This window comes from Ruegeria sp. AL12 (assembly GCF_056540885.1).
In genome coordinates this window covers 635,613-662,372 of record NZ_JBQFXN010000001.1, presented here as the reverse complement: position 1 = coordinate 662,372, position 26,760 = coordinate 635,613, and the positions used below count along the sequence as shown (strand labels likewise).

The 26,760-nt window shown below is 60.4% G+C and carries 28 protein-coding genes and 1 tRNA gene; 15 read left to right on the top strand and 14 right to left on the bottom strand.

Translation table 11 applies throughout. The features are described from left to right. The first annotated feature begins 3 nt into the window (after nt 1–3). The 6 genes from plsX (at nt 4) to ACR0C6_RS03305 (ending at nt 4,387) form a co-directional block, all read left to right on the top strand. Nucleotides 4–1,092 carry a phosphate acyltransferase PlsX gene (gene plsX / locus ACR0C6_RS03330; protein WP_171228153.1) on the top strand — a complete coding sequence of 363 codons (1,089 nt, stop codon included), beginning with the start codon at nt 4–6 and terminating at the stop codon, nt 1,090–1,092. Between the two features lie 21 nt (nt 1,093–1,113). After that, nucleotides 1,114–2,085 (top strand): beta-ketoacyl-ACP synthase III, encoded by a 972-nt coding sequence (locus ACR0C6_RS03325; protein ID WP_480618246.1) that lies wholly within the window; start codon nt 1,114–1,116, stop codon nt 2,083–2,085. A 96-nt stretch (nt 2,086–2,181) separates the two neighbouring features. After that, the gene (ihfA, locus tag ACR0C6_RS03320; protein ID WP_152458234.1) at nt 2,182–2,484 is read left to right on the top strand and encodes an integration host factor subunit alpha; all 303 of its coding nucleotides are present in this window, start codon (nt 2,182–2,184) and stop codon (nt 2,482–2,484) included. Nucleotides 2,485–2,502: 18 nt separating this feature from the next. Beyond that, nucleotides 2,503–3,108: a MerR family transcriptional regulator gene (locus ACR0C6_RS03315; protein WP_152458235.1), complete on the top strand. Its 606-nt coding sequence runs from the start codon at nt 2,503–2,505 to the stop codon at nt 3,106–3,108. A 61-nt stretch (nt 3,109–3,169) separates the two neighbouring features. Further along, nucleotides 3,170–3,246 (top strand) — tRNA-Pro (locus ACR0C6_RS03310). Between the two features lie 61 nt (nt 3,247–3,307). Further along, entirely contained in the window at nt 3,308–4,387 is a 1,080-nt protein-coding gene (locus ACR0C6_RS03305; protein ID WP_480618244.1) for a 2'-deoxycytidine 5'-triphosphate deaminase, read from the top strand. 3 nt (nt 4,388–4,390) lie between these two features. On the opposite strand, the gene ACR0C6_RS03300 is transcribed toward ACR0C6_RS03305, so the two are convergent. The 6 genes from ACR0C6_RS03300 to argS all read right to left on the bottom strand — a co-directional run bounded on the left by ACR0C6_RS03300 (nt 4,391) and on the right by argS (nt 10,001). Next, nucleotides 4,391–4,606: a hypothetical protein gene (locus ACR0C6_RS03300; RefSeq protein WP_171115509.1), complete on the bottom strand. Its 216-nt coding sequence runs from the start codon at nt 4,604–4,606 to the stop codon at nt 4,391–4,393. A gap of 65 nt (nt 4,607–4,671) precedes the next feature. Continuing rightward, a complete protein-coding gene (gene scpB, locus ACR0C6_RS03295) occupies nt 4,672–5,322 on the bottom strand; it encodes an SMC-Scp complex subunit ScpB (RefSeq protein WP_152458238.1) in 651 nt (216 codons plus the stop codon). Further along, a complete protein-coding gene (locus tag ACR0C6_RS03290; protein WP_480445373.1) occupies nt 5,315–6,109 on the bottom strand; it encodes a segregation and condensation protein A in 795 nt (264 codons plus the stop codon). The genes scpB and ACR0C6_RS03290 overlap by 8 nt, the downstream gene beginning before the upstream one ends. Next, nucleotides 6,099–7,106 (bottom strand): beta-N-acetylhexosaminidase, encoded by a 1,008-nt coding sequence (gene nagZ / locus ACR0C6_RS03285; RefSeq protein ID WP_480618242.1) that lies wholly within the window; start codon nt 7,104–7,106, stop codon nt 6,099–6,101. Before nagZ ends, ACR0C6_RS03290 begins: the two co-directional genes overlap by 11 nt. Continuing rightward, nucleotides 7,103–8,167, bottom strand: a complete 1,065-nt coding sequence (locus tag ACR0C6_RS03280) for an SPOR domain-containing protein (RefSeq protein WP_480618240.1) — start codon at nt 8,165–8,167, stop codon at nt 7,103–7,105. Before ACR0C6_RS03280 ends, nagZ begins: the two co-directional genes overlap by 4 nt. Nucleotides 8,168–8,255: 88 nt before the next feature. Beyond that, nucleotides 8,256–10,001, bottom strand: a complete 1,746-nt coding sequence (argS, locus tag ACR0C6_RS03275; protein WP_480445379.1) for an arginine--tRNA ligase — start codon at nt 9,999–10,001, stop codon at nt 8,256–8,258. Between the two features lie 133 nt (nt 10,002–10,134). On the opposite strand from argS, the gene ACR0C6_RS03270 reads away from it, so the two are divergent. Further along, complete coding sequence (locus ACR0C6_RS03270; RefSeq protein ID WP_480445381.1) at nt 10,135–10,686, top strand: putative pterin-binding protein; 552 nt, start codon at nt 10,135–10,137, stop codon at nt 10,684–10,686. Here ACR0C6_RS03270 and ACR0C6_RS03265 read toward each other — a convergent pair whose 3' ends face one another. Further along, nucleotides 10,687–11,826 carry a deoxyguanosinetriphosphate triphosphohydrolase gene (locus tag ACR0C6_RS03265; protein WP_480618238.1) on the bottom strand — a complete coding sequence of 380 codons (1,140 nt, stop codon included), beginning with the start codon at nt 11,824–11,826 and terminating at the stop codon, nt 10,687–10,689. 76 nt (nt 11,827–11,902) lie between these two features. Between ACR0C6_RS03265 and ACR0C6_RS03260 the strand changes: the two genes are divergently transcribed. Both ACR0C6_RS03260 and xth read left to right on the top strand, forming a co-directional pair. Further along, nucleotides 11,903–12,226, top strand: coding sequence for a HesB/IscA family protein (locus ACR0C6_RS03260; RefSeq protein WP_152458245.1), 324 nt, complete (start codon nt 11,903–11,905; stop codon nt 12,224–12,226). Between the two features lie 278 nt (nt 12,227–12,504). Then, nucleotides 12,505–13,284 carry an exodeoxyribonuclease III gene (gene xth, locus ACR0C6_RS03255; protein WP_480445383.1) on the top strand — a complete coding sequence of 260 codons (780 nt, stop codon included), beginning with the start codon at nt 12,505–12,507 and terminating at the stop codon, nt 13,282–13,284. A gap of 4 nt (nt 13,285–13,288) precedes the next feature. Here the strand turns inward: xth and ACR0C6_RS03250 are convergent, their stop codons facing one another. Both ACR0C6_RS03250 and dksA read right to left on the bottom strand, forming a co-directional pair. Continuing rightward, complete coding sequence (locus ACR0C6_RS03250) at nt 13,289–14,434, bottom strand: FAD-dependent oxidoreductase (RefSeq protein WP_480618236.1); 1,146 nt, start codon at nt 14,432–14,434, stop codon at nt 13,289–13,291. Between the two features lie 72 nt (nt 14,435–14,506). Then, nucleotides 14,507–14,929, bottom strand: coding sequence for an RNA polymerase-binding protein DksA (gene dksA, locus ACR0C6_RS03245; RefSeq protein WP_171167736.1), 423 nt, complete (start codon nt 14,927–14,929; stop codon nt 14,507–14,509). A gap of 382 nt (nt 14,930–15,311) precedes the next feature. Between dksA and ACR0C6_RS03240 the strand changes: the two genes are divergently transcribed. From ACR0C6_RS03240 to ACR0C6_RS03220, 5 genes are all read left to right on the top strand, one after another. Continuing rightward, nucleotides 15,312–16,157 carry an AAA family ATPase gene (locus ACR0C6_RS03240; RefSeq protein WP_152458249.1) on the top strand — a complete coding sequence of 282 codons (846 nt, stop codon included), beginning with the start codon at nt 15,312–15,314 and terminating at the stop codon, nt 16,155–16,157. Between the two features lie 101 nt (nt 16,158–16,258). Continuing rightward, on the top strand, nt 16,259–16,717 hold the full coding sequence (locus ACR0C6_RS03235) for an N-acetyltransferase family protein (protein ID WP_480445386.1): 459 nt from the start codon (nt 16,259–16,261) through the stop codon (nt 16,715–16,717). After that, complete coding sequence (locus ACR0C6_RS03230) at nt 16,714–18,081, top strand: DUF2927 domain-containing protein (protein WP_480445387.1); 1,368 nt, start codon at nt 16,714–16,716, stop codon at nt 18,079–18,081. The genes ACR0C6_RS03235 and ACR0C6_RS03230 overlap by 4 nt, the downstream gene beginning before the upstream one ends. Further along, a complete protein-coding gene (locus ACR0C6_RS03225) occupies nt 18,062–18,259 on the top strand; it encodes a hypothetical protein (protein WP_480618233.1) in 198 nt (65 codons plus the stop codon). Before ACR0C6_RS03230 ends, ACR0C6_RS03225 begins: the two co-directional genes overlap by 20 nt. Nucleotides 18,260–18,263: 4 nt before the next feature. Continuing rightward, nucleotides 18,264–19,448 carry a vWA domain-containing protein gene (locus ACR0C6_RS03220; protein WP_171228140.1) on the top strand — a complete coding sequence of 395 codons (1,185 nt, stop codon included), beginning with the start codon at nt 18,264–18,266 and terminating at the stop codon, nt 19,446–19,448. A gap of 15 nt (nt 19,449–19,463) precedes the next feature. Here the strand turns inward: ACR0C6_RS03220 and ACR0C6_RS03215 are convergent, their stop codons facing one another. Continuing rightward, nucleotides 19,464–20,948 carry an inorganic phosphate transporter gene (locus tag ACR0C6_RS03215; protein WP_152458254.1) on the bottom strand — a complete coding sequence of 495 codons (1,485 nt, stop codon included), beginning with the start codon at nt 20,946–20,948 and terminating at the stop codon, nt 19,464–19,466. Between the two features lie 209 nt (nt 20,949–21,157). Between ACR0C6_RS03215 and ACR0C6_RS03210 the strand changes: the two genes are divergently transcribed. Then, a complete protein-coding gene (locus tag ACR0C6_RS03210; RefSeq protein ID WP_152458255.1) occupies nt 21,158–21,844 on the top strand; it encodes a M48 family metallopeptidase in 687 nt (228 codons plus the stop codon). A gap of 70 nt (nt 21,845–21,914) precedes the next feature. On the opposite strand, the gene ACR0C6_RS03205 is transcribed toward ACR0C6_RS03210, so the two are convergent. The 4 genes from ACR0C6_RS03205 to ACR0C6_RS03190 are packed head-to-tail and all read right to left on the bottom strand — an operon-like array spanning nt 21,915 to nt 26,746. After that, a complete protein-coding gene (locus ACR0C6_RS03205) occupies nt 21,915–22,457 on the bottom strand; it encodes an RSP_2648 family PIN domain-containing protein (RefSeq protein WP_480618231.1) in 543 nt (180 codons plus the stop codon). Further along, nucleotides 22,454–23,656, bottom strand: a complete 1,203-nt coding sequence (locus ACR0C6_RS03200) for an RSP_2647 family RNA methyltransferase (protein ID WP_480618229.1) — start codon at nt 23,654–23,656, stop codon at nt 22,454–22,456. Before ACR0C6_RS03200 ends, ACR0C6_RS03205 begins: the two co-directional genes overlap by 4 nt. Nucleotides 23,657–23,694: 38 nt before the next feature. After that, nucleotides 23,695–23,967 (bottom strand): hypothetical protein, encoded by a 273-nt coding sequence (locus tag ACR0C6_RS03195; RefSeq protein ID WP_152458258.1) that lies wholly within the window; start codon nt 23,965–23,967, stop codon nt 23,695–23,697. Continuing rightward, a complete protein-coding gene (locus ACR0C6_RS03190) occupies nt 23,951–26,746 on the bottom strand; it encodes a [protein-PII] uridylyltransferase family protein (RefSeq protein WP_480445395.1) in 2,796 nt (931 codons plus the stop codon). The genes ACR0C6_RS03195 and ACR0C6_RS03190 overlap by 17 nt, the downstream gene beginning before the upstream one ends. Between the last annotated feature and the right edge of the window lie 14 nt (nt 26,747–26,760).

The window sequence follows — 26,760 nt, the reverse complement described above, 5'->3', positions numbered from 1 at the left end:
GGCATGACTGAACAGCCCACGCACGCCGGACGGATAACCATCTCGGTCGACGCTATGGGTGGGGACGCAGGTCCCTCGGTCGTTGTTGCCGGTCTTGCGAAATCGGCCGACAAGAACCCGGATATCAGGTTCTTGCTGCACGGGCCCGAACAGGTATTGCGCAAGCTTGTCGCCAAACGGCGTGTCCTTGAGGGGCGCGTCGTTTTTCGTGATTGCTCGGGCGTGGTCACGATGGAGGACAAGCCCAGTCAGGTCGTGCGCAACGGCAAAGAGACCTCGATGTGGTCCACGCTGGAAGCAGTACGCCAGGGCGAAGCCCATGGCGCGGTGTCCTGCGGCAATACCGGCGCGCTGATGGCCCTGTCGATGATGCGCCTGCGCAAACTGCCGGGCGTGAACCGGCCGGCCATCGCGATACTGTGGCCCTCGCGCAACCCTCAGGGGTTCAACGTGATGCTGGATGTCGGCGCAGATGTGCGCGCCGACGCCAAGGATTTGCTGCAATACGCCCTGATGGGCGCCTCTTATGCGCGCAACGGTTTGGCCCTGAACCGCCCTCGGATCGGGCTGCTGAATGTCGGCACCGAAGAACACAAGGGGCGCGCCGAACTGAAAGAGGCGCACTCGATGATCGCGGGCTTCGCGGAACAGGCGAATTTCGATTTCGTGGGTTTCGTCGAAGGCAGCGACATCCCCGGTGACAAGGCGGATGTCATTGTAACCGATGGCTTTACCGGAAATGTCGCGATCAAGACCGGCGAAGGCACGGCAAGCCTGATCGGTGACCTGCTGCGGCAGGCGTTCAAATACTCTCCCTTATCCCGATTGGCCTCGATTCTGGCCATCACGTCGCTGAACCGTTTGAAGAAACGGATCGACCCGCGACGCGTGAATGGTGGCGTGTTTCTGGGGCTGAACGGCACCGTGGTGAAATCCCACGGCGGCGCTGACGCAACAGGCGTGTCAGCTGCGATCAAACTGGCCTTCACCCTGGCGCAGTCCGGCTTTTCCGAAAAATTGGCTGCACGGGTTGCATCCACTGCCCAGCTTGCACAAGATGCCGCGCAATCAGCGCCGCAAACAGATAAATAACAAAAAAGGCAGTACCGGAAAATGGCAGGCCGTTCAGTTGTAGTAGGTGTTGGGCATTATTTGCCTGAACGCGTTGTTCCCAATTCCGAGTTTGAAAAAACCCTGGACACGACCGACGAATGGATAAAGACCCGCTCGGGGATCGAACGCCGCCATTTTGCAGCCGATGACGAGACGACATCCGATCTGGCCACCAATGCCGCCGTGGCCGCGCTGGCCGACGCGGGCCTGACGGCGGATGATATCGACGCAATCGTACTGGCAACTTCAACGGCGGATCTGACCTTTCCTTCGGCCGCCACCATGGTTCAGGCACGGCTGGGCATGACCAAGGGTTTTGCCTTTGACGTGCAGGCTGTTTGCGCCGGATTCGTTTTTGCACTGTCCAACGCAAATGCGCTGATTGTTTCCGGTCAGGCCAAACGCGTGCTGGTGATCGGGGCCGAGACTTTCTCACGGATCATGGATTGGACCGATCGGTCCACCTGCGTTCTTTTTGGCGATGGCGCCGGTGCAGTGGTGCTGGAGGCCCAAGAGGGCACAGGCACCGCCGAGGATCGCGGTATTCTGGCAACCGACCTGAATTCGGACGGGCGCTACAAGGATCTTCTTTATGTCGATGGCGGTGTTTCGACCCAATCCACCGGGCATCTGCGCATGCAGGGCAATCAGGTTTTCCGTCATGCCGTTGAAAAGCTTACGAAAACAGCGGAAACAGCGTTGGAACGAGCGGGGCTGAGCAGCTCGGACGTGGATTGGATCGTGCCGCATCAGGCCAACATCCGCATCATTCAGGGCACCGCCAAGAAAATGAACCTGCCGATGAAAAACGTGGTTGTGACCGTTCAGGATCACGGAAACACGTCGGCCGCATCCATCCCATTGGCCCTGTCCGTGGGCAAGCAGCGCGGACAGATCAAGCCGGGCGATCTGATCGTGACCGAAGCCATTGGCGGCGGTCTGGCCTGGGGCGCAGTGGTTCTGCGCTGGTAACCGGCGCAAACCGGCTTACGCAGCCGCCCGCAATTCATTGATATTGACAGCGAATTTGCCATACCCATATGCTTCGATAGCAACAGGGGAATTAGCATGGGCGACAAAACACTGACTCGAATGGACCTGAGCGAAGCTGTCTTTCGTGAGGTAGGTCTGTCACGAAACGAAAGTGCGCAGCTGGTTGAAAGCGTTCTGAACCACATGTCCGACGCCTTGGTGCGTGGTGAACAGGTGAAGATCTCGTCTTTCGGTACATTCAGTGTTCGCGACAAGACCGCCCGTGTCGGTCGCAACCCCAAAACCGGCGAAGAAGTCCCGATTCAGCCACGCCGTGTGCTGACTTTCCGCCCGTCGCATCTGATGAAAGATCGCGTCGCAGCCGGGAACCGCAAGTAAGTTCAGGACGTCCAGGTTATGAGTAAGTCCCCCGATGCCTTTCGCACCATAAGCGAAGTTGCGGACTGGCTCGGTGTTCAGGCTCATGTTCTGCGATTCTGGGAAAGCCGGTTCACGCAGGTAAAGCCCGTCAAACGCGCAGGTGGACGCAGGTATTATCGCCCGAATGACATGCGTCTTTTGGGCGGGATCAAGAAACTGCTGCACGAAGACGGAATCACGATCAAAGGTGTCCAGCGTATCCTGCGCGAACAAGGCGTCGCACATGTCGCGGCGCTGTCCCCTTCCCTGGACGATCCCGGCCCAGCCCCAATTGCGCCTGCCAAGGACACCGTGGTGCCGTTCGAACCAAAACCTGCACCCGCAACGGAACAGATTCGCATGGATCTGCGCGAACCGATCCAGCCAACCGGTGAGAACGATGCGCAGACAAACGCACGCGCCTCTGACGCATCACAGCCGGAGCCAGAGCCCGGACTGGACGCCGCGCCCTTGATGGGGGGAATCGCGTCGCTTGCGTGGAACCAGACAGATTTTGATGACGACCTGCTGCGGCGCATCGCTCCGATTGCAAAAGATCTGCGCCGATGGCTGGACCGGGTTGAAACACAGGCGACGGGTTAGGACAAAAGGCATTGATTTCCTCTTGCCCCTGCCGGGAAAATCTTTATGAACACCCCAACGTCGGGCTATGGCGCAGCCTGGTAGCGCGTCCGTCTGGGGGACGGAAGGTCGCAGGTTCGAGTCCTGCTAGCCCGACCAAATTACACCGACGTTTATGGCATACAGGCCAGATCCCGCTCTGGCACCAGGGGGGATCGAGATGACAGGTGTTTGCCCGAACCAACAGCTAGAGGCGATGATCGCGCGCGGTGAGATCACCGCCGACCCAGAGGTTCTGCCTGCCCAGATTCAACCTGCCAGCCTTGATTTGCGACTGGGAACAGTGGCTTACCGTGTCCGCGCCTCGTTTCTTGCGGGCGAAGGCCGGACTGTCACGGATCGCTTGACCGAGTTTGAGATGCACCGCATTGATATCTCGGATGGCGCGGTTCTGGAAAAGGGCTGCGTCTATCTGGTGCCCCTGATGGAATCGCTTGCGCTGCCCGACAGCATGAGCGCCGTGGCCAACGCCAAAAGCTCGACCGGGCGGCTGGACCTTCTGACGCGGACGATCACTGATGGCGGCACCGAGTTCGACCGGGTGCCCGCAGGTTACACAGGCCCGCTTTATGCCGAAATCTGCCCGCGCTCGTTCTCGGTTCTGGTTCGTCCCGGGATGCGTCTGAACCAGATTCGTTTCCGCCAGGGTCAGGCCGTGTTGTCCGATGCGGAACTGAGGTCCTTGCATGCGCAATCTCCGCTTGTGGACGGACCTGCCGTCATTCAGGACGGTCTGGGCTTTTCGGTCGACCTGCAACTGCCCGATACCGATCTGGTGGGCTATCGCGCCAAACCGCATACCGGGGTGATCGATCTGGATCGAATCGGTGAATACGACCCGCAGGACTATTGGGAAGAGGTGCGCACAAAAGATGGTTGCATCATCCTGGACCCCGGCGCGTTCTATATCCTTGTCAGCCGCGAGGCGGTGCATATTCCACCGATGTACGCGGCTGAAATGGCGCCTTATCTGGCGATGGTTGGTGAGTTCAGAGTGCACTATGCAGGCTTCTTCGATCCCGGTTTTGGCCATGCCGCTGCCGGGGGGGCCGGTTCCCGTGGCGTGCTTGAGGTACGCTGCCACGAAGCGCCATTCGTGCTGGAACACGGACAGGTCGTCGGACGTCTGGTCTATGAGAAAATGGCTGAAATGCCGACCCAGCTTTATGGTGCGGGCATTGCCTCGAACTATCAGGGTCAGGGCCTGAAACTGTCAAAGCACTTCAAAGCCGCAAGCTGACCCCTAGAACTTCATGAACCTGCGCATTTGACGGGTCACGCGCTGTGCCTGCCTGAGGTTCTGCGCATGTCTCGGTGCGCTGGTTTTTCCGGGCCCATTCGATGTGCCGGGTCCGCCGCCCTTTCGGCTGGCCAGATCGATACCCTTGTTCACACCTTTGTTGACCAGACGGCGCATGACCTGACGCACAATCATGTCGATGATCCGGTTTGCATTCATCGCTCAACTCCGTGTCCTCACGCACAAAGATAGACGCTTTATGCGGCAACAAAAGGGCTGTTCGATCACTCTTCTTCGAACAACTCGCTCTGGTCTTCGTCAACTTCATCCTCGCGCCCTTCGCCCAAAGGGATCGCACCCGGAGGAGGCCGATTCTCCAACAATCCTGCGGCGCGCAGCTCTTTCAGACCCGGCAGGTCGCGCGCATTTTCCAGACCAAAATGATCCAGAAACTCAGGCGTCACCACAAACGTCACCGGACGACCCGGTGTCATGCGGCGGCGGCCCAGCTTGATCCACTCCATCTCAAGCAACTGATCGATGGTCCCGCGCGAGACCGACACACCCCGGATTTCCTCGATCTCGGCCCGTGTGCAGGGTTGGTGATAGGCCACGATGGCCAGAGTTTCGATCGCGGCGCGGCTGAGCTTGCGCGTCTCGACCGTTTCCTTCTGCATCAGAAAGCCCAGATCAGGGGCCGTACGGATGGCCCAGGCATCCCCCACGCGCACAACGCGCACGCCACGCCCCTCATACCGTTTCTGAAGCAATTCAACGGCTTGCGCAGCGTCGCTGCCATGGGGCATCCGCGCCTCAAGATCCGCAATCGTCACCGGCTCGGCGCTGGCGAACAGAACGGCTTCGACCATACGCTCCTGCTCTGCCAGCGGAGGCGCCTCGAACAGCGTACCGGTCTCTTCTGGGGCATCAGTCACGTGTTTCCGTCCTCTTGCGCAATTGGATCGGAGCGAATGTCTCGCTCTGCTTGATTTCCATGTGTCCTTCTTTCACCAGTTCCAGCGAGGCCGCAAAGGTCGCCGCCGTTGCCGACCTGCGCCTTACCGGGTCGGACTCCCAGCCATCGGGCAGGTAAGTTTCCATGTCGGTCCATGTCCCGGCAAACCCGATCAGCGGTCGCATCCGTTCCAGTGCCTGTTCCATGGTGAATACCGAATCGCGGTCCATCACAAACGGGCGGAATTCATCACGGGTGCGGATGCGGGCATAGCCCTGCATCAGATCCAGCAGCGTGGCGGAATAGGTGACGGTGCGGATCCGGGTGATATCTTCGCCCTGACCGCGTTTGAAGAAATCTCGCCCCAGCTGATCGCGCGCCATCAATCGTGCCGCAGCGTCGCGCATCGCCTGCAAGCGTTCCAATTGAAACGCCAGATGTGCGGCCAGTTCTTCGCCCGAAGGTCCCTCGTCTTCGGGGTCTGGCGGCAACAGCAGGCGGGACTTGAGAAACGCCAGCCAGGCCGCCATCACAAGATAGTCGGCGGCCAGTTCGATCCGCAGCGCCCGCGCCTTTTCGACAAAGGCCAGGTATTGCTGCGCCAGCGCGAGTACTGAAATTTTCCTCAGATCAACCTTCTGCGTGCGCGACAGGGTCAGAAGAACGTCCAGCGGGCCTTCGAACCCATCGACATCAACAATCAGCGCTTCGGCCGCAAGACGATCCGCGACCGAGACAGGATCTTCGCTGAAAAGATTATCGTTCATATACCTGCCCGCCCATTAGGGCAGATAGTTCCGCCTCGGCGGCAGGGATGTCAAGTTCCTGCGGAGCTTTGCGCATCGCCAGCGCCCGTTCTGCGCGGGCCTGTGCCACATCGGACATTTCCCCGGCAGCTTCCAGCACCTCGGCGCGCTCGGCAAAGCTTCCGTTGCAGTGCAGAACGACGTCACAGCCCGCGCTTATGGCTTGCCGCGACACCTCAGCAGGCGTTCCGCTGAGCGCCTTCATCCCGATGTCATCGGTCATGATCAGCCCTCCGAAGCCAATCCTGTCGCGGATCACATCCATCATGGTTGCCGAGATGGTGGCAGGCTGCGGGTCAATCCGGTCATAGACCAAATGCGCCGTCATCCCCATCGGCAGGTCGTTCAAGGCCCGGAACGGCACGAAATCGCTGCGCTCAAGATCATCCAGGGGCAGATCCACATGCGGCAAGTCATGGTGGCTGTCCAACGTGGCGCGTCCATGGCCTGGAATATGCTTGAGCACCGGCAGCACTCCGCCATCCAAATGGCCCCGCGCCACGGCTTTGCCAACTCTGGAAACGCGTTCAGGATCAACGTCATAACAGCGGTTCTTCAGGAACTTGTGCGTCTCGGGGCGCGCGACATCCACCATGGGCGCACAGTTGCTGTCGATGCCCAGGCCAAACAATTCATCGGCAATCAGGCGGTACCTCAGATACATGGCGCGCTCGGCCTGCTCGGCGGCATTGGCCACGTGATCCAACGGAGGCAGCCATTCGCGGGCCAGCGGTGCCCGCAGGCGCTGCACGCGGCCACCTTCCTGATCAATGGTGATCGGGCAATTGCGCCCGACCGCCTCGCGGAAATCATCACACAAGGCGCGCACCTGATCCGCGTGTTCGATGTTGCGGGCAAAAAGAATGAACCCGAACGGGTTCATCTGCCGAAACAAGTCTTTTTCCTGTTGCGTCAGGCGCAGGCCCTCTGCATCGGTGATCGTGGCACCGTACTTCACCTGACGGCCACCGGGATACAATCAGCCCCTTGCGCAACAAGCGCGGCACAAAACTGGCGCGAGTCGCTCAGGTCTTCAAAGCCCAGCACGCGCAGGCGGTAAAAGGTGCGCCCACCGCTTGAAGTCTTCTGGATAACGCGCTGTTTTCCCGCCATATATTCGCCGAACTTTCCGTTCAGGCGATCCCATTCCGTTTGCGCCACCTGAACGCTGTCATAGGCCCCAAGCTGCGCCAGACGCGTGCCTTTCGCCAGCGTGTCAGGATCAACATCCAACCCAACCGCAGCCTTCACCGCGGCATTGATGGCGTCTTCGGAATTCTCGCTTGGCGACACCCGGCTGCGTGAGGCGCGTGCCGGGCGGGTCAACGGGCGCAAGGACCGGCGCACGCCCGGCAGCGCGGCAATGGCCGGGTCCGGCAAGGCGGCTGCGAAATCGGCCGGGTCAATTGCGGGTTCTTCCTCGGGGGTGGTCAGCGATGCCAGCTGCACGCCATCCTCGGCGTTTTGCTGCGTTTTGGCGGCCTCACCAGCCAGTTCTGCTACCAGCGCATCCACTGCGTTTTGGCGCAATCGGGCGGCTTCCTGGGTTGAAATCGGCTTTTCCACAACATGCAGCGCCGGTGTCGGCTTCAGATCAGCGGCAGGTACGTCTTCATCCGTCAACGAGACCGGCCGCGGCGCAAGGATCAGACGATCCGCCGGGGCGGCAGCACTGCCCTTGGCGGCCACGGCATTGACGGCCAAGCCCTGATGATCGGCTGGTGTTCCGCCCGGGTTTTCGGGCTGCACCCGCATCGGCCCTTCGGCTGCACGCACGACCGGCACGCCGCTGACATCCCGCATGACAAGCTTGTATCCCCAGACACCGACGCCGGCGACCAGTGCCAACGATGCGACAGCCCCCAGGAAATTGACGGCCCGCCCCAGTCCGAACGCGCCGCGCGGCGCGTCGTAATCCTGCATCTCGTCGGGATAGTCATACGCATCCTCGAAATGCGCTTGATTCGGGTAATGATTCTGCCCGGGGCTTTGGTGCCCCGAGTAATCGTAACTCGCCATGTCCGCCTCACTGCCCGTTTCGCGCCCGAAAATAAGGCGCGCGGGTCATTTCTTGCCTACCTCGTACCGGCGGTTCGGGCGATATTTGTTACCGCATCTCCTGCGCCGGGGTAACGCCAAGAATACCCAAGCCCGCCGAAATCACAACAGAAACGGCCCGGGCCAGCGCAATTTTCGACTGGCTTGTGGCAACATCGCCATCCTGAATGAAACGCAACTGGGTTTCGTCATTGCCCTTGTTCCACAGAGCGTGAAAATCCCCAGCAAGTTCATACAGATAGAAGGCGACACGGTGCGGTTCGTTGGTCCGCGCGGCGATCTCGACCAGGCGTGGCCATTCCGCCAGCTTCTTGGCAACCGTCAGTTCGGCGGGGTGGTCCAGCGACGCCAGATCGGCCCCGCGCAGCGTGGCGTCGGTGGCGTCGATCCCCGCCTCGGCGGCACGGCGCAGCACGCTCATCACCCGGGCATGGGCATATTGCACGTAGAACACGGGGTTCTCGCGGCTCTGTTCCAGCACTTTGTCGAAATCGAAATCCAGCGGCGCGTCGTTTTTGCGGGTCAGCATCACGAAGCGCGTGACGTCGGGACCAACCTGATCGACCACATCGCGCAGGGTGACAAAGTTCCCGGCCCGTTTCGACATCTTGAACGGCTCGCCGTTTTTCCACAGTTTCACCAGCTGCGTCAGCTTGATATCCAGCGGCACTTTGCCATCGGACAGGGCCGAAACAGCCGCCTTCATCCGCTTGACATAGCCGCCATGATCCGCCCCGAACACGTCGATCAGCGCGTCAAAGCCACGGGTTACCTTGTCATAGTGATAGGCGATATCGGGGGCGAAATAGGTCCAGCTGCCGTCCGACTTCTTGACCGGGCGGTCGACGTCATCGCCATGTTCGGTGGATTTGAACAAGGTCTGTTCGCGCGGCTCCCAATCTTCGGGCTTTTTGCCTTTTGGCGGCTCCAGCACGCCTTCATAGATCAGGCCCTTTTCGGTCAGCGATTGCAGCGCGGCCTCGATCCGGCCCGTGCCGTAAAGGGACTTCTCCGAGAAGAACACATCCATCTCTACGCCCAGCGCCTTCAGGTCGGCGCGGATCAGGTCCATCATCGCGTCGGTCGAAAACGCGCGCAGCTCTTCCAGCCATTCGCTTTCCGGTTTGTCGATCAGGCTGTCGCCATATTTCTCTTTCAGCGCCTCGCCAATCGGGATCAGATAGTCGCCGGGATACAGCCCTTCGGCAATCTCGGGGCTGAGGCCATTGGCCTCGCGATAGCGTTCATAGGCAGACCGCGCCAGCACATCCACCTGCGCGCCACCGTCGTTGATATAGTATTCGCGGGTCACGTCATGGCCCGAATAGGCCAGCAGGCTTGCCAATGCATCCCCGAACACCGCGCCGCGTGTGTGCCCGACATGCAGCGGACCGGTCGGGTTGGCCGAGACATATTCAACATTGACCTTCTGCCCCTGCCCCATGGTCGAGCGCCCGAAATCGGTGCCTTTTTCCAGCACAGCCGCCAACACGCCTTGCCAGACGGACGGCGCAAGACGCAGGTTCAGGAAACCGGGCCCTGCCACTTCTGCGCTGGTGATCCGGTCATCCGCCGCCAGTTTCCCGGCCAGAACATCCGCAATGTCGCGCGGCTTCATCCTGGCCGGTTTCGCCAGCACCATCGCGGCGTTGGTGGCCATGTCCCCATGGGCCGCATCGCGCGGAGGCTCGACCGCCACGTTGTCAAAGCTCAGCCCCTCGGGCAATGCGCCTTCGGACTGCATCTGTGCCAGCGCGTCCAGTACAAGGCCGCGGATCTCGGAAAACAGGTTCATTTCGGATGTCCTTTTGCTTGTCGCGGGGTTTACCACGCAAACCGGCAAGGTCAATGGACGCCTAATGTTTAAGCTTGGTTTGGCGAAACATCTCGCTAATCTCGGACCTGTACGCCGCTACCGGAGACCGTCGATGCACCGCGCCTTGTCCTTTGCCTTGCTTTTGTCCACCGCCCTGCCTGCGCTTGCCGACCTGCCACAGCCCAAAGGCCATGTGCTGCTGACGCTGGGCGGCGCAGTCCGCGAAACAAACCTGCCTGCGCGGGGTCAGAATGACGGTGGTCTGCTGGGCTATCTGGAGGTCACGCATGACGGCGCGGCAGGGTTTGATGCTGCCATGCTGGACGGGCTGGAGCAGTTCGAGATCACGATCCCCTATGGTCCTCCGGGCAATGAGCGGGAATACAGGTTTTCGGGCCCGCTTTTGGCAGACGTCATGACATTGGCAGGGGCCGAGGGGAAAACCGCTCTTCCCATGGCGCTGGATGGGTATCAGGCTGAAATCGAGTGGAACAGTATCGCCACCCACAAACCGATCGTTGCAACGCATGCTGATGGCGCACCGATGGGGATCGGAGGTTATGGCCCGACGATAATCGTTTTCCCACCGACGAAGAACGCCGAACAGTCCGCTAAACAAGCGGCTCAGCAAGTCTGGGCCATCGCTTACATAGCCGTGGAGTGATCAGCCCGTCAGCCGCGCATGGTCCTGCAAGGCAAATCGGTCGGTCATGCCCGCAATGTAATCGGAAACGATGCGGGCCAAGGCTGTGTCGTCCCTGGCCGCTTCAATGTCATCATGCCAGCGCACGGGCATCTGCCTGGGATCGTTCATGTAGATCGGAAACAGATCTTCCACGATCTTTGCCACCTCTGCCCGCACTGACATCACTCTGGGTGCGCGATACATCCGTGTGAACAGAAACGACCTGATTTCACGCAGTTGCGCCCAAACCTCATCCGAGAACTGGATGACAGGATACCCAAGATGTCGGATTTCTTCGACGGACTGCGCGCCAGAAACGGCAATGAGATCGTTCGAAGTGTTGATGACATCCCCCACCATGACACCAAAAACCCGCCTGAGCGCTTCGTGACGCCGGCGATAGGAATCCAGCCCTGGGTATCTGGCATCCACCTCGGCGTAACAGACCCCGACAATCGGCAGGTCCTGCAAATCGTCATCCGTGAACAACCCTGCGCGCAACCCGTCCAGAAGATCGTGATTGTTGTAAGCTATGTCATCAGAAAGGGCGGCAACTTGCGCTTCCGCGCTGGCATGGGTGTGCAGTTCAAGATCAAATTCCTGATTGCACTCGGCCAATGCCCAGGGCAGATCGCCCTCAACCGGCCCATTGTGCTTGGCTATCCCTTCCAGACATTCCCAGGTCAGGTTGCACCCATCGAATTCTGCATAGTGGCGCTCCAGCTTTGTGACGATCCGAATGGCCTGCGCGTTGTGATCAAAGCCACCATAGGGCTTCATCAACGCGTGCAGCGCGTCTTCGCCGGTATGTCCAAAGGGCGTGTGCCCCAGATCATGCGCCAGGGCCACGGCTTCGGTCAGCTCTGGGTTCAGGCCCAGGGCACCGGCAATGGTCCGGGCCACCTGCGCCACCTCGATGGAATGGGTCAGGCGGGTGCGGTAGCTATCGCCCTCATGCTCAACGAAAACTTGCGTCTTGTGTTTGAGGCGCCGAAAGGCACTGGCGTGAATGATCCTGTCCCGGTCGCGCTGAAAGCATGATCGGAAACTGCTTTCCTCCTCGGCTACGAGCCGCCCCCTGGTGCGGTCCGGATCCGAGGCAAAACTAGCTCTGTCCAAATGGCCCGTCCTTGTCGCCTGTCCTTGCACTTTCTATATTGTATGGCGTAACGGAAGGAAACCTTTGGAGACCGGCATGAATCTGCCCCCAACAGTCACGGATCGCGCCTTTGAACGCCTCGCAGAAATCGGCGCGGCGGATCAGGGTCAGGCACTGCGTGTCGCAGTGGAAGGCGGCGGTTGCTCGGGGTTTCAATACGAAATCGCTTTGGATACGCCAAAAGAAGATGATCTGGTCCTTGAAGGCAAAGGGCAAAAAGTCATTGTTGACGCCATTTCGCTGCCCTTTCTGGAAAACGCGGTTATCGACTTCACCCAGGAACTGATTGGCGCGCGATTTGTGATCGACAACCCCAACGCCACCTCTTCCTGTGGTTGTGGCACATCTTTTTCGATGTAACCGTGGGGGCTTTGCCCCCACACCCCCAGGATATTTTCAGCCAGATGAAGCAGGAGTCCGCCCTCTGACCGAAAGACCAGAGGGCTTCACCTGGCGCGGTCATCGGCGTCCCCGCCTGTACCGCCACTTCAGCTTGAAGAAATTCGGTTAATAATCCGTTTCTTCATCTGGCCAAAAATATCCCGGAGCGCGAGGCAGAGCCTCGCAAATACGATCTCCGCCTTGCCGTTGGGCCCGTTCTGCGCGATAGGTTGCACCAAGTCTTCGGAGGATCGCGCATGAAAATCGCCACGTTCAACATCAACGGCATCAAAGCGCGGGCCGAAGCCCTGCCCCGTTGGCTGGACGAAGCACAGCCGGACGTTGTGCTGTTGCAAGAGATCAAGTCGGTCGATGAAAACTTCCCGCGCGAGATATTCGAAGAGCGTGGGTTCAACGTGGAAACCCACGGACAAAAAAGCTTCAACGGCGTTGCAATCATGTCGAAGCTTCCCCTCGAGGATGTATCCCGCGGCCTTCCCGGCGATGACGCGGATGAACAGGCCCGCTGGATAGAAGCCACCGTCGTTGGCAAAAAGGCTCTTCGGATCTGTGGATTGTACCTGCCCAATGGCAATCCCGCACCCGGCCCGAAATATGATTACAAACTGGCATGGATGGAACGGCTATATGACCGTGCCCGTGATTTGCTGGCCACCGAAGAACCCGCGTTGATGGCGGGGGATTACAACATCATCCCGCAGGCGGAGGACGCCAAACGCCCCGAAGCATGGCGCGACGATGCATTGTTCCGCCCCGAAAGCCGCGCCGCATTCCGCAAGATCCTGAATCTGGGCTTCACCGAAGCGTTCCGGGCCACCACCCAAAGCGCGGGGCACTATTCATTCTGGGACTACCAGGCCGGGGCCTGGAACCGGAACGACGGAATTCGGATCGATCACTTTCTGCTGACCCCGCAAGCGGCAGATCTAATGCGGGATTGCCAGATTGATGCCGCCGTGCGCGGGCATGAAAAACCCTCGGATCACGTGCCTGTCTGGGTCGATCTGGATATTTAGCGGTTCAGGCCGTGACGTCGTAGCTGTATATCCATTCGTAGCGGCGTGACAATTTCCCTCCGATGGCCATAAGCGCACATTGGGCCGCCAAACGGGCGGGGCCTGACAGGTGGAAATTGCGTGCGTTCGACCCGGCAGCGGCAACCACGCTTTCTGCCCTTGGCCTGCGCGTTTGCTCGTAGGCGGCAAGCGCGCTGGTGACGCCCGAGTGTTCGTCGAATGATCGTGCAAGCACCCAGGCATCTTCCAGCGCCAGGCAGGCGCCTTGTGCCATGAACGGCAATGTCGGATGCGCCGCGTCCCCCAGCAGTGCCAGACGACCGTTCTGCCATTTTTCTGCGACCGGGCGCAGGAACAGGGCCCACAGATTCACATCCGAGACCTTTGACAGAATCTCACCTACCGGACCGCCGAACCCTGAAAACCGTGCGCGCAGCTCGTCCGGGTCACCTTTCAGCTTCCACCCCTCTTCCCGCCAGTCCGAGCGTTCCTCGACCGCTACGATGTTCATCATGCTCTGATCGCGCAAAGGATAGGTTACGACATGCCGACCCGGCCCCATGGTCAGGGATGCCGTCACCACGCCTGAATCCGGTCGCCAGGGAATGGTGGCGCGCCAGACGACCTGGTGCGTGAACGCGGGTGTCTCGGGCCCGTTCAGAGCCGGACGAATCGTGCTTCGGCCACCGTCGGCGGCGATGACGCATTCGGCGCGCAGCCGTTCGTCGCTCGCCAACAGAATTTCGGCTTCGTTGGGGTGTTTCTGCACGTTGGAAACCTTGGCCCCCAGACGGACATCCACACCGGCCTTACGGGCCGCAGAATGCAGCAGATTCAACAGATCGGCACGGTGAAAATAATAGGTCGGGCCAGCCGAAGGCCCGGGCAGCCGGCTGACAACGCGGCCTTTGCGGTAATCGCGCAAGATCGTACCGTGCGACTTCTGGCCCACAGACAGATCCGCCACCCCAAGGGCGCGCAACACGCACATCCCGTTTTCACTGATCTGAAGGCCCGCGCCAACCTCGGTCAATGCCGGGGCTTGCTCCACCAGGGTGACCTGCGCCCCGTGTTGCCGCAGCGCCAACGCAGCCGCCAGACCGCCGATGCCGCCGCCAATTACACAGAAATTCAACCGATTGATCTTCATGCCCCTCGCATAACGCAAAAACGCCAGAGCCACAGGCCCCGGCGTTCGAAATTTTCCAGCTGCACCCGGCGATCAATCGTCGCGGTGGACCTTTTCGCGGCGCTCGTGGCGCTCTTGCGCCTCCAGCGTCATGGTCGCAATCGGACGTGCATCAAGACGTTTCAGCGAAATCGGATCGCCCGTCTTTTCGCAGTAACCGTATTCACCTTCTTCGATCCGGCGCAGGGCTGCGTCGATCTTGGCAACCAGCTTGCGCTGGCGGTCGCGTGTCCGCAGCTCCAGAGCGCGATCGGTCTCCTCGCTCGCGCGGTCTGCGACATCCGGAATGTTTCGGGTGTTGTCCTGCAGCCCTTCGATCGTATCGCGGCTGCCCGCCAAAAGCTCATTCTTCCAATCCAACAGCTTGCGGCGGAAATATTCAAGCTGACGTTCATTCATGAAAGGTTCATCTTCGGCCGGGCGGTAATCCTCCGGCAGAAAAACTTCCTGTTTCATATTTGCTCCCTCGGTATGGCCAGAAACGTCGGTCGCGGATGTTTCACCTGACATTTGGCACCCCCTTCTGCGCAGCGTTTAGCCGACGGGCGTGGGATTGTCACTACACAAACGTTGCTTCAGCACGCCCTCGTGCTGTTTTGTCTAAATATGAGACAAACAACAACAAAACCCTGTTTTTCTATGAAATTTGGCAGGCCTTTTTGAGGCAGGTGTCAATTGGCAGGGTACATTCGCGCGCACGAATCAACCAAAAGGGCTTGGAGTTCCTGCAAAAATCGCCTCAACCGACGCAGGGACGCGGGTTGTCAAAATCATTGACCGTCTGTAACCCGGACAACACAACCTGCCCACGGATCACGAAAAACCACACGAGAGGCCCATGACCGCACGCTTTCAAGGTACAGCCGAATATGTCGCCACTGACGATCTGACGATTGCCGTGAACGCCGCCGTCACACTTGAACGCCCATTGCTGGTCAAGGGCGAGCCCGGCACCGGCAAGACAGAGCTGGCCAAACAGGTGGCCGGTGCGCTGGGGCTGAGGATGATTGAGTGGAACGTGAAATCCACCACCCGCGCGCAGCAGGGCCTGTATGAATATGACGCGGTCAGCCGCCTGCGCGACAGCCAGTTGGGTGAGGAACGCGTGCATGACGTGTCGAACTATATCCGCAAGGGCAAGCTGTGGCAGGCCTTCGAGGCCGACGAAAAGGTCGTTCTGCTGATCGATGAGATCGACAAGGCCGATATCGAGTTTCCAAACGACCTTTTGCAGGAACTCGACAAGATGGAGTTCCATGTCTACGAGACAGGGGAAACGATCCGGGCCAAGAACCGCCCTATCGTCATCATCACCTCGAACAATGAAAAGGAACTGCCGGACGCGTTTCTGCGCCGCTGTTTCTTTCACTACATCCGCTTCCCGGACGAGGCCACGATGCGCCGCATCGTCGAGGTTCATCATCCCGGCATCAAGGATGCGCTGCTGACCACCGCTCTGACCCAGTTCTATGAAATCCGCGAGACGCAAGGGCTCAAGAAAAAGCCGTCAACGTCGGAAGTGCTGGATTGGCTGAAGCTGCTGCTGGCCGAGGACCTGAGTGCCGAAGACCTCAAACGCGGCGGCGCAGATGCGCTTCCGAAACTGCATGGCGCGTTGCTGAAGAATGAGCAGGACGTGCATCTGTTCGAACGTCTGGCCTTTATGGCACGCGGCAAACGATAGCCGGACGGTGACCGGTCGGTGATCATGGCTTGCCTTGGGACGGCCCGGATGCCAGCATCGGCCCATCTGGCGAAACAGAGCTTCGCCGCCCACAGAATTGGATGAATCGCGTGGCGAACGCACTGACAATCCGCACCCTGCGTGCCGAGGACAAAAGCCAATGGGCCAACATGTGGCGGGACTATCTGGCATTTTATGAAACCGCCCTGCCCGATGATGTATACGAAACAACTTTTTCCAGACTGCTGGGCGACGACCCGCAGGATTTTTCCTGTTTCGTTGCCGAACAGAATGGCGCCCTGGTCGGGTTGACACATTATCTGTTTCATCGCCACGCCTGGAAGGTGGAAAAGGTCTGCTACCTGCAAGACCTGTTCGCGCGCCCCGAGGCACGGGGGGCAGGCGTTGGCCGGGCCTTGATCCAGGCGGTCTATGACGAGGCAGATCGTCAGGGCGCACCGTCGGTCTATTGGCTGACCCAGGAATTCAACCAAACCGCGCGGAAACTGTATGATCGCATCGGCACACTGACACCGTTCATCAAGTACGCCCGCTCATGAAGCGATTGAGTGCCCTTTTTCTGGCACTGGTTGTTGCCGGCTGCGCGACGGTTGAAACGATCGAGCTGCCCGATCAGGTCGCGCCCATCGAAGCAAGCCTGCCGCCTGCCAAGTCTTTTTCAACGGCACGTCCTTCGCCGCCTGCTCGGTCCAACAAAAACATCGCCTCTGACTTCCTGTCCCTGCATTTCGAACTGGAAAGCGGCGCCGCCCTGCCCGTTTTCACGCGTTTCGAAACGCCGGTCACTGTCCGTCTGAGCGGATCACCGACCGCAAGCATGCAGCAGGATCTGACCCGGTTGCTCAACCGCCTGAGGCGCGAGGCCGGGATCAACATCCGACAGATCGACGAAGGGCAGGCCAATATCACCATCGAAGCCGTCAGCCAGAAAGACATTCTGCGCATTCTGCCCAATGCGGCCTGTTTCGTCGTCCCCAACTCCTCGAGCCTTGAAGAATATCGCCGTGACCGCCGAAAGATCAAAAGCAGCTGGACTGAACTGCGCAAACGCGAACGGCTTGGGATTTTCATCCCATACGACGTCAGTCCGCAGGAAATACGTGATTGCCTGCATGAAGAACTGGCACAAGCGCTTGGTCCGCTGAACGATCTGTATCACCTGCCGGATTCGGTGTTCAACGACGACAATATCCATACGGTTCTGACCGGGTTCGACATGTTGGTTCTGCGGGCTGCCTATGCGCCGGAACTGCGCACCGGCATGACCCGCGATCAGGTTGCCGCGGTCATCCCGGGGGTTCTCAGCCGGATGAACCCGCGCGGGGACAGGGTGCCCGTTCAACCCTTTACGGATACGCCGCGCGAATGGATTGACGCGATTCAGAAATCACTGGGACCGGGGGCGGGGTCGCCCAGACAGCTGCGCGCTGCCCGTAAGGCGGCACGGATCGGTCAGCAGCAGGGATGGACGGATCACCGCCGCGCCTATCCTCATTACCTGATAGGCCGGATGGAACAATTCCGGGACCCCATCGAAGCCCAACGCCAGTTTCAGATTGCGCAACAGTTTCTGAAAGCCACACCCGGCACAGAGGTGCATCAGGCCTATGTCACAACGCAAACCGCGGCATTTGCGCTGGCACAGGAAAAGGGGCCCAGTGTTCTGCCCGAGTTGAACAGGGCCATCGATGTCATGACACGGGCAGAAAATGCGTCTTTGCTTGCCACGTTGTTGTTGCTGAAATCCGAAGCGCTGAAACAGGCGGGGCAGATACAGCAGGCTCGTGCCGTCAGGCTGGACAGCCTGGGATGGGCGCGGTACGGGTTTGGCTCGGATCTGGTGGCCCAGTCGTTGTCACGGGGCAATGGCCGAAGAAACACGGATGGCACGAAAGACGGATGACGCACATATGTTGATAGTTCTGGGAATGACGGCACTGGGTGCGACCTTGGGCGCACTGGCCGCGAAAAAGCGCAGCGGCAATCGGGCCGACATGGCGCAATATGCCGCCGGATACGGCATTGCCTTTGCGCTGGTGGGTCTGGTGATCTCGTTGATTCTGGTGCGTTTGGTGGGCTGACACGATGTTTCTGCCCTTTTTCGAAAACCTTCGCAAAGCTGGCATCCCGGTATCGCTGCGGGAGTATCTGACTTTTCTGGAAGGCATGAAAAAGGGTCTGGCCACCTATGATGTAGAGGCGTTCTACTATCTCGCGCGCGTGTCGATGGTGAAGGACGAACGCAACATCGACAAGTTCGACCGCGCCTTTGCCGCCAGTTTCGAAGGACTGAACGAGATCAGCTTCGATCAGGTTCTGGAAGCCGTTGACATCCCTGGCGACTGGCTGGCCAAAATGGCCGAAAAGCACCTGTCGGATGAAGAAAAAGCCGAGATCGAGGCGCTTGGCGGTTTCGATAAGCTGATGGACACGCTGCGCGAGCGTCTCAAGGAACAACAAGGCCGCCATCAGGGCGGCAACAAATGGATCGGCACGGCCGGGACCTCTCCTTTCGGGGCCTATGGCTACAACCCCGAAGGCGTGCGCATCGGCCAAAAGGAAAGCCGCCACCAGCGCGCGGTCAAGGTTTGGGACAAGCGCGAATTCAGAAACCTGGACGACACGGTTGAACTGGGCACGCGCAACATCAAGGTTGCCCTGAAACGCCTGCGCCGCTGGGCGCGCGAAGGTGCTGCGGAAGAACTGGATCTGGACGGCACCATTCGCGCCACGGCCGAACACGGCTATCTGGACGTCAAGACCCGCCCCGAACGTCACAACGCGGTCAAGGTCCTGCTGTTCCTGGACGTTGGTGGATCAATGGACCCCCATATCAAAGTGGTGGAAGAGCTGTTTTCAGCCGCACGGTCCGAGTTCAAGCATCTGGAATACTATTATTTCCACAATTGCCTTTACGAAGGCGTCTGGCGTGACAATCGCCGCCGCTGGGACCAGCAGACGCCCACGCATGAAGTGTTGCGCACCTATGGGCCCGACTACAAATGCATCTTCGTCGGCGACGCCTCGATGAGCCCATATGAGATCGCCTATCCCGGCGGCGCCAACGAGCATTGGAACGCCGAGGCTGGGCAAGTCTGGCTGCAACGCGCGCGGGATCAATGGGCGTCGAACCTGTGGATCAATCCCGTGCCCGAGAAATATTGGGAATACACCCATTCCATCGGCATGATTCAGGAAATCTTCGAAGGCCACATGGTGCCGATGACCCTGGCAGGGCTGGAACAGGGAATGAAAGCGCTGACCCGTTGAGGTCAGCGCCAGAGTTTACCCGGCAATCACCTGAATCCCAAGAAACAGGATCGCTGCCAGCATTGCTGCTGCGGGAACAGTGATAACCCACGCGGCAACGATGGTCAGGAAATGCGACCGGCGAACCAGCTTGCGGCGGCGGCGTTCTTCCGGCGCGACGCGGGGGCGTTCGGGAAAGGCCAGCCTTGCGCGTTTCAGCCTCCGCTCGGCATCCCATTCCCGGAAGAACCCGACCCCGAATACAGCGCCAACCGCGATATGGGTGGAACTGACAGGCAGGCCCAGCCAGCTTGCAACGATCACTGTGATCGCGGCCGACAGGGCGACGCAATAGGCCCGCATCGGGTTGAGCTTGGTGATCTGGCTGCCGACCATGCGGATCAGTTTCGGACCAAACAGGAACAGGCCGAACGATATCCCGAACGCACCGATGACCATGACCCAATGGGGAATGCTGACGGCATGAGTGAAATCGCCCGAGGCAGAAGCCTGCACAATCGCGGCCAACGGCCCCACCGCGTTGGCAACGTCATTTGCGCCATGCGCAAAGCTCAGCAGCGCCGCAGAGATGATCAGTGGAATTCCAAACAGAATCTTCAGCGATTTGTTGCGGTTCTCAAGCCCTTCGGACTGGCGGCGGATCACCGGGATCATCACTGCCCAGATCAGCCCGCCACACGCCGCACCGATCAGCAACGCCGTCCCGAGATCGATCTTGATGATTTTCTTGAGGCCCTTGAGCGCCAGATAAGATGCAAAGGCGCCCGCCATGATCCCGACCAGCATCGGCACCCATTTGCGGGCCGCGGCGATCTTGTCTTCCTGATAGATGATCCGGGCCTTGATGAACCACAGGAAACCGGCTGCGACCAAACCTCCCAGAAGTGGCGAGATCACCCAGCTGGCGGCGATTTTGCTCATGGTACCCCAGCTTACGGCGCCGAATCCCGCAGCGGCGATCCCTGCCCCCATGACGCCGCCCACGACCGAATGCGTAGTGGAAACCGGCGCACCGACCCATGTGGCCAGATTGACCCAAAGCGCCGAGGACAGCAGCGCCGCCATCATCGCCCAAATGAAGACGTTGGCCGTTCCCATGCTTTCCGGCGCAATAATTCCCTTGGCGATGGTCGACACGACATCGCCCCCGGCTATGAGCGCCCCGGCACTTTCAAAAATGGCGGCAATCGCGATGGCACCGCCCATGGTCAGCGCATTCGCCCCCACCGCAGGGGCCATGTTGTTGGCGACGTCATTGGCCCCGATATTCAGCGCCATATAGGCCCCGAACATCGCCGCGATCACGACGACAAGCGCGTTGTTGCCCTGCCCGAACAAAAAAGCGGCCACAAGGCCTGCGACGACAATGAATGCCAGGGCAATCCCTGAGCCCACAAAGGGCCGTCCAGCCTGTGCGGTCGCCATTTCTAGGCGTGAAAAGCGCCGCAAATCCCGGTCGAGTGTTTCCAGGTGACGCGCTTCGTAGTTCTTGTCGGTCATGGGTCCCCCATCGATAGCGCCCCGTCGGTTAAGTGGGATCGTTGAAATAATCAACAGCTCATATCGCAAGATCACAACTTATCGAAGGTTGTGCCTGTTTCGGCGCACGAGGAGGGTTTTGCCGATTTCGGCGCACGAACATGCGGGTCCCGACGAACATCCCGCAGGTGTGACTTGCGCAATGCCCATGTTCGGACCATATCTTTGTCATGCTTCGATTGACCCCGATCCTGCTGGCAATTGGCTACGCCATCGTGATGTACCGTATTTCGGTCTGGCGCACCCATCGTGAGCTGGACGCAAAATCGACCGAACTGGCCGACCCGGTGCTGAAACGGATGACGGACCGGCTGGCCGCAGCTTTGGAAATCGATCGGGTCCCCGTCTATATCTACGAGATCGACCCGGTGAACGGGCTGGCTGCTCCGGACGGTCGGATTTTCATCACGCGCGGGTTTTACCGAAAATTCCGCAACGGAGAGGTTTCGGCCGAGGAGATGGCCAGCGTGATCGCACATGAGTTGGGGCACGTTGCCTTGGGTCATGCAAAGCGACGGATGATTGATTTTTCAGGTCAAAACGCAATGCGGACGGCGCTGATCATGGTGCTGAACCGGTTTATTCCGTTCATCGGAGCGATGATTGCGAATGCCTTGACGTCATTGCTGGCCTCGCGCCTGTCACGACAGGATGAGTATGAGGCGGACGAATATGCCGCCGCCTTGCTGACCAAGGCCGGAATCGGGATCGGGCCGCAGAAATCCTTGTTTCACAAGCTGGAAGACTTGACGCAACAACGGGCGGGCGTTGCCCCGGCATGGTTGATGAGCCACCCGAAAACGGGTGAGCGCATTGCGGCATTGGAGGCCCTTGAGCAGCGTTGGGCGCGTGGCTGAGGGTGCGCAGCGAGAGGCCAGCCTCTCGCGCTCTCCGGGATATTTTTAGCCAGATGAAGGGGGCCCCCGTCTATTGGGTGAGCGCCTTGCCAAGGCGTGGAAGGCGGGCCTTTTTCATCAGCGCGCGCAAGGTCCATTGGTGGCCGGAGAGGCGGATGGCTTCACTCAGAACGCGATCGGCGGTGGTCGCCAGGCCGTCAGGGTCCGATAGCCAGAGACTATGCAGCAAGCCGTCGGGATCTCGGCGGTCGAGCCCCTCCTCTGCCAGAATATTTCTGGGGAAATCCTTGGCGTTGACGGTGACGATGACGTCAGCCGAGGCCGTGATGGCCGTCGCCAGGACGTGGATATCGGCGGAGTCGGGCAGCCAGAGGCGCTGCTCCAGCCCCGGGGCCGGTGCGCGTTCGGCCTGTGGCCACTGCGCCTGCGCCAGGGCAATTTCGGCGCGGGCTTGCGCCTCGCCCGTCGGGCCCAGCTTGCGCGCGGCGCGGGCCCATTCTTCGAGGATGCGGGCAGACCAGATCGGAGTGAAATGGCCAAGGCGGGCCGCGCCCAGCAGCATCTCGCGCATCACCGTGGGATAGATGACGCAGGTGTCGAGAACGGCCCTCACAGGCGGTAGAACACTGCTTTGAGGTAGCCGCTTTCCGCCAGTTGCGGCAGTTGCAGGTGATCCGGACCCGCAAACCCGGTGTGAATCAGTTGCGCCTGTCGCCCGGCACGCCCGATCCCACGGGAGGACGCATCGCGGAACCGGCTCAGGTCAGCCGCGTGCGAACACGAACACAGCCCCAGATAACCACCGGGTTTGACCAGAGGTGCCGACAGTCGTGCGATACGTTCATAGGCGCGTAGCCCCGCATCCAGCGCTTGCCTCGACGGCGCAAACGCGGGCGGATCGCAGATCACCACGTCAAATCGCGCGCCTTCTTCGCCCAATTGAGTCAGAACCTCGAACGCGTCGCCCTGTCGGGTCTGGAACTTTTCAGCAAGGCCCGACGCCTCGGCCCCTTTTTTCGCCAGGTCGAGCGCGGCGGCTGAGCCATCGACGGACAATGCCTGCCCCGCACCGCCTGCAAGCATAGCCAGACCGAAGCCGCCCACATGACTGAACACGTCCAGCACCTGCGCATCGGGATGAACCAGGCGCGCGGCAAAGGCGTGGTTGGGGCGCTGGTCGTAAAACAGCCCGGTCTTCTGACCGCCTGTCAGATCCGCCATGTAGGTGGCGCCATTCATCGGCACCGGAAGGGGCGCATCGGGCGCGGTTCCGCGCAATACCTGGTTGACGTCGTCCAACCCCTCCAGCCCGCGTGTACGGCCCGAGGCGTTCTTCAGCACCGTGGTCACGCCAGTGACTTTGACCAGAGCTTGGGTCAGCACATCCAGATGCGCCTCGGCCCAGGCCGCGTTCGGCTGAATGACGCAGGCCTCGCCAAAGCGGTCGATGATGACGCCGGGCAAGCCGTCCGCTTCGGCATGGATCAGGCGATAATACGGGGCGTCAAACAGGCTTTCCCGCAGATCGAGGGCGCGCTGCAAACGGTTCTCGAACCATGTCGCGTCAAGCTGCGCGTCGATGTCACGGTCCAGCACCCGGCACATGATCTTGGACGCGGGGTTGACCGCGACCAGCGCGACGGGCGCCCGTTTGTCATCTTCAAGCACTGCCAGAGCGCCCGCGGGGATTTTTCTGGTACGGCGGTCGGTGACGATGTCATTGGCGTAGACCCAGGGGAAACCATGGCGCAGGCCGCGCGCATTGGCTTTGGGTTTCAGGCGGATACGGGGACGGTCGGCAGATTGGGTCATGGCGCCCTCATAGTCCTGAACGCGCCGGTGGGAAAGCCCTAGCGGTTACGGGATCGCCAACCGCCGCGGCGTTTTGGGGCCTTTGCCGTCTGAAGGCCTTCGGTCAGAACCTGTGTCATCGGATGATCGGGGTTCTGCTCGGCATAGCCCGCGTGCAGCTCGGCCAGCGCCGTGTTCTGGTCGCGATCCGCTGGAAGGCTCAGCGCCCAGTCCAAAAAGATGCTGCGGCACTCTGGCAGGGTGATGCCGTCGATTCGATAGGCTTCGCGGATCAGGCCTTTGTGGTCGTTGGGATCACTGCTGCGCGCCATCTTCTTCCCCCTTGATCACGCCGCCGATCAGATCGGCCGCGGTCGTGTAACATTCCTGCAATGCCGCCTGCAACGCCTCGACCTGTTCGAACCCGGTGGCGCGGCACAAAAATGCAGTACCGCCTTCGCCGATCTTGTCGGCTTCGATTGTCTTGCCCGACAGCAACCGCGCGGCGCATTGCACCGACCAGAATAGGTCATAGCAGTCTTTCAGAGATTGCGCCTGCGCGACATCCAGCAACCCGGCTGCGACGGCACCATCCAGACCCGACGCGACATCGCGCTGCGCGGACCCTGCCAGCAAAGCACCGGTTTCGGCCATCAATTCGATATCCATCAGCCGGCCGGGGCCGTTCTTGGCGTCCCAGATGCCGGCGGGCGCCTTGGCCGCGGCCAGGCGTGACCGCATCTCGGCCACTTCGCGCAGAACATTCCCCTGCTCTCGCGGGTGCGACAGAAACTCGGTGCGGAAGGCTTCGATTTCCTCGGCCAGTCCGGCATCCCCGGCAACAACATGCGCGCGGGTCAGGGCCAGATGCTCCCACACCCAGGCTTCGTTCCGCTGGTAATTGACAAAGCTGGCCCAACTGGTCGCGACCGGCCCCTGATTGCCCGAGGGACGCAACCGCATATCGACCTCATACAAGCGTCCTTGCGACATCGGCGCGGACAATGCCGTGATCAGGGCCTGCGTGAAACGCGCATAATACGTGCGCGTGGCCAGAGGGCGCGGACCGTCAGACATGTCCTGATCCAAAGGATCGTAGATGACGATCATGTCTAGATCGGATTGCGAGTTGATCCGGCCTGCCCCCAGCGACCCCATCCCAAGCACGGCAGCGCCGCGCCCCGGTGCAGGGCCGTGTTTGCGGGCGAAATTTTCGGTGACATGCGGCAGGATGGCCGCGATGACCGACTGCGCAAGATCGGCATATTGCCGACCTGCCCGAACCCCGTCGATCAGGCCGCGCAGGTGATGCACGCCGACCCGGAAATGCCATTCCTTGCACCAGCGCCGGGCAAGATCAAGCTGGGTTTCATAATCCGTTTCTTCCGACAAAGCCTGCGTCAATTCCGCTTGCAACGCCTCTTGCCCGGGCCAATCCGCAAAGAAACTGCCCCCGATCACCGCATCAAACACCGACGCGTTGCGGGACAGGTGCGAAGCCAGAGCATGCGAGGTTCCGACGATATCGATCAGCAAGTCGATCAGTTGCGGATTCGCCTCGAACAGCGAAAACAGCTGCACCCCGGCGGGCAGGCCCGCCAGGAACCCGTCCAAAGCCAACAATGCTTCGTCGGGCTTGGCGGTTTTGGCCAGACGTGACAGCAACTCGGGGCGAAGACGTTCGAAAATCCGCGCGCCGCGCTGGGACCTGAGGGCCGGATATGTCGTCCATCGGGCCAGAACGTTCTTGTCGAACTCCACATCCTGTACATGGGCGGGCGCCGCACCAGGTCCGGGGGCAAAGAACCCTTCGGTCAGCTCATGCACTTCGGTCAGACGGTTTTTCAGGTCCTGCGTCAACTCGGCACTGCTGATACCCATCAGGCAGGCGACGCGTTCGATCCCGTCGGGTGAGTTCGGCACCTTGTGGGTCTGGGCATCATGAATCATCTGGATGCGATGTTCGACTTCGCGGTGCGCGCGGTAATGATCGGTCAGCTTGTCCGCCACATCCTGTGGCACCCAGCCTTTTGCCGCCAGCGCCGCCAGCCCGGGAACCGTGCCTCGTACCCGCAGGTCAGCGTCCCGCCCGCCCGCGATCAACTGGCGGGTTTGCGTGAAAAACTCGATCTCGCGAATACCGCCCTGCCCCAGTTTCATGTCGTGACCGGGGATCGACAAGGATCCGCCCGTCCCTTTGTTTTCCCGGATGCGCAGGCGCATGTCATGGGCGTCCTGGATGGCGGCAAAGTCCAGATGGCGGCGCCAGACAAAGGGGCGCAAACCGTCAAGGAAACGCTGCCCCGCATCCAGATCCCCGGCGCAGGGCCGCGCCTTGATGTAAGCCGCACGCTCCCACGTACGACCGAGGCTTTCGTAATACCGCTCGGCGGCCTCCATCGCCATGCAAACCGGTGTCACGGCCGGGTCGGGGCGCAGCCTCAGATCCGTTCGGAACACATAGCCATCCGCCGTCTTCTCGCTCAACGTCGCACAGAAGTTGCGCGTGGCCCGAACCATGCCCTGCCGGGCCTCGTAAAAGTCATCGGGGTCAAAGCGCGTTTCATCAAACAGGACGATCAGATCGATATCCGAGCTGTAGTTCAGCTCATGCGCGCCCATCTTTCCCATCGCCAGTATGACCAGGCCGGCTGCGGTTTCGACATCATCCTCGGTCATGCCCGGCAGCTTCTTGCGCCGGATCAGTGTCGCGATCTCGGCCTTGGCGGCAACATCCGCGGCCAGCGAACCGAAATCGGTCAGGGCCGCCGTGACCTTCTCCAATGGCCATGCACCTGCAATATCGGCCAACGCCGTAAGCAGAGCCATTCGCCGCTTGGCCTGCCGCAATCCGGGTTTCAACTGATCCGGCGGCAGATCACGCGCAGCAGCCATGACGTCGGCCAATGCCTGATCCGGGTGCATCAGGGCCTCGGGCAGCCAGCCCTTCTCTTGTTCGATCAGGCTTTTCAGATAGGGGCTGGAACCGGCGGTGCCCGCCACCAAATCCGCCATCTCGGCCGGCAAATCAGGCATCAGGGCCCGCGCTTCGGCCCCCAGGGATGGATCGAAAGCGCGCGGAAGTCTTGAAATGGCTAAAACGTCTGTCATGGGCGCAAACTGCG

Bases quoted from the DNA above. Each gene is read 5' to 3' on its own strand.
- plsX (WP_171228153.1), top strand. From the start codon at position 4: ATGACTGAACAGCCCACGCACGCCGGACGGATAACCATCTCGGTCGAC.
- ACR0C6_RS03325 (WP_480618246.1), top strand. From the start codon at position 1,114: ATGGCAGGCCGTTCAGTTGTAGTAGGTGTTGGGCATTATTTGCCTGAA.
- ihfA (WP_152458234.1), top strand. From the start codon at position 2,182: ATGGGCGACAAAACACTGACTCGAATGGACCTGAGCGAAGCTGTCTTT.
- ACR0C6_RS03315 (WP_152458235.1), top strand. From the start codon at position 2,503: ATGAGTAAGTCCCCCGATGCCTTTCGCACCATAAGCGAAGTTGCGGAC.
- ACR0C6_RS03305 (WP_480618244.1), top strand. From the start codon at position 3,308: ATGACAGGTGTTTGCCCGAACCAACAGCTAGAGGCGATGATCGCGCGC.
- ACR0C6_RS03300 (WP_171115509.1), bottom strand. From the start codon at position 4,606: ATGAATGCAAACCGGATCATCGACATGATTGTGCGTCAGGTCATGCGC.
- ACR0C6_RS03290 (WP_480445373.1), bottom strand. From the start codon at position 6,109: ATGAACGATAATCTTTTCAGCGAAGATCCTGTCTCGGTCGCGGATCGT.
- ACR0C6_RS03280 (WP_480618240.1), bottom strand. From the start codon at position 8,167: ATGGCGAGTTACGATTACTCGGGGCACCAAAGCCCCGGGCAGAATCAT.
- argS (WP_480445379.1), bottom strand. From the start codon at position 10,001: ATGAACCTGTTTTCCGAGATCCGCGGCCTTGTACTGGACGCGCTGGCA.
- ACR0C6_RS03270 (WP_480445381.1), top strand. From the start codon at position 10,135: ATGCACCGCGCCTTGTCCTTTGCCTTGCTTTTGTCCACCGCCCTGCCT.
- ACR0C6_RS03260 (WP_152458245.1), top strand. From the start codon at position 11,903: ATGAATCTGCCCCCAACAGTCACGGATCGCGCCTTTGAACGCCTCGCA.
- xth (WP_480445383.1), top strand. From the start codon at position 12,505: ATGAAAATCGCCACGTTCAACATCAACGGCATCAAAGCGCGGGCCGAA.
- ACR0C6_RS03250 (WP_480618236.1), bottom strand. From the start codon at position 14,434: ATGAAGATCAATCGGTTGAATTTCTGTGTAATTGGCGGCGGCATCGGC.
- dksA (WP_171167736.1), bottom strand. From the start codon at position 14,929: ATGAAACAGGAAGTTTTTCTGCCGGAGGATTACCGCCCGGCCGAAGAT.
- ACR0C6_RS03240 (WP_152458249.1), top strand. From the start codon at position 15,312: ATGACCGCACGCTTTCAAGGTACAGCCGAATATGTCGCCACTGACGAT.
- ACR0C6_RS03235 (WP_480445386.1), top strand. From the start codon at position 16,259: ATGAATCGCGTGGCGAACGCACTGACAATCCGCACCCTGCGTGCCGAG.
- ACR0C6_RS03230 (WP_480445387.1), top strand. From the start codon at position 16,714: ATGAAGCGATTGAGTGCCCTTTTTCTGGCACTGGTTGTTGCCGGCTGC.
- ACR0C6_RS03225 (WP_480618233.1), top strand. From the start codon at position 18,062: ATGGCACGAAAGACGGATGACGCACATATGTTGATAGTTCTGGGAATG.
- ACR0C6_RS03220 (WP_171228140.1), top strand. From the start codon at position 18,264: ATGTTTCTGCCCTTTTTCGAAAACCTTCGCAAAGCTGGCATCCCGGTA.
- ACR0C6_RS03215 (WP_152458254.1), bottom strand. From the start codon at position 20,948: ATGACCGACAAGAACTACGAAGCGCGTCACCTGGAAACACTCGACCGG.
- ACR0C6_RS03210 (WP_152458255.1), top strand. From the start codon at position 21,158: ATGCTTCGATTGACCCCGATCCTGCTGGCAATTGGCTACGCCATCGTG.
- ACR0C6_RS03200 (WP_480618229.1), bottom strand. From the start codon at position 23,656: ATGACCCAATCTGCCGACCGTCCCCGTATCCGCCTGAAACCCAAAGCC.
- ACR0C6_RS03195 (WP_152458258.1), bottom strand. From the start codon at position 23,967: ATGGCGCGCAGCAGTGATCCCAACGACCACAAAGGCCTGATCCGCGAA.
- ACR0C6_RS03190 (WP_480445395.1), bottom strand. From the start codon at position 26,746: ATGACAGACGTTTTAGCCATTTCAAGACTTCCGCGCGCTTTCGATCCA.